We start from the raw sequence: 531 nt of genomic DNA, 5'->3' as shown, positions 1-531 counted from the left end.
ACACCTCGTGAAGGCAGCTGCGCGGCACGGCCTGAAACTGCGTCAGAACTACAACCGCGAAGCACCACGCCTGGCCACCCAGATCAGCCGCTACGCGCACGCGAAGCAGTACCGGCGGATGAGCAAGGCAGTGCGCACCCTGCGCTCGCGTGTCGGCCGCGTCATGCGCGATGTCGAACGGCAACTCGACACGGTGGTTGATAACAGGCGAGCTGAGCTGCAGGAACTGATTGCCCGCACGAAGCGAATCCTGACGCAGAAGACGAAGGACAAAAATAAGCTGTATGCGCTGCACGCGCCGGAAGTCGAGTGCCTGGCCAAGGGTAAGGCGCGCACGCCATACGAGTTTGGCGTCAAGGTGTCGATCACGACGACACACCGGGAAGGGCTGGTGGTGGGTGCCCGCTCGATGCCGGGCAATCCGTACGATGGACATACGCTGGAAGAAGCGCTGGAGCAGGCAGCGATTCTCAGCGATGTCAAACCTGAAATCGCGATCGTCGACCGTGGTTACCGGGGCGCTGAGCCAGA

At 62.1% G+C, this 531-nt stretch carries 1 protein-coding gene; it reads left to right on the top strand.

The window, feature by feature from the left end:
- Positions 1 to 531, top strand: a 531-nt coding sequence (locus AB3X94_RS41885; protein ID WP_368614475.1) for a transposase, incomplete at both ends; no start/stop codon positions are given.

It is taken from the genome of Paraburkholderia sp. BR10923, assembly GCF_040948765.1.
Taxonomy (GTDB): Bacteria; Pseudomonadota; Gammaproteobacteria; order Burkholderiales; family Burkholderiaceae; genus Paraburkholderia; species Paraburkholderia youngii.
Note: the sequence above shows the minus strand (reverse complement) of the source record. Positions and strands in the feature narration are given on the sequence as shown.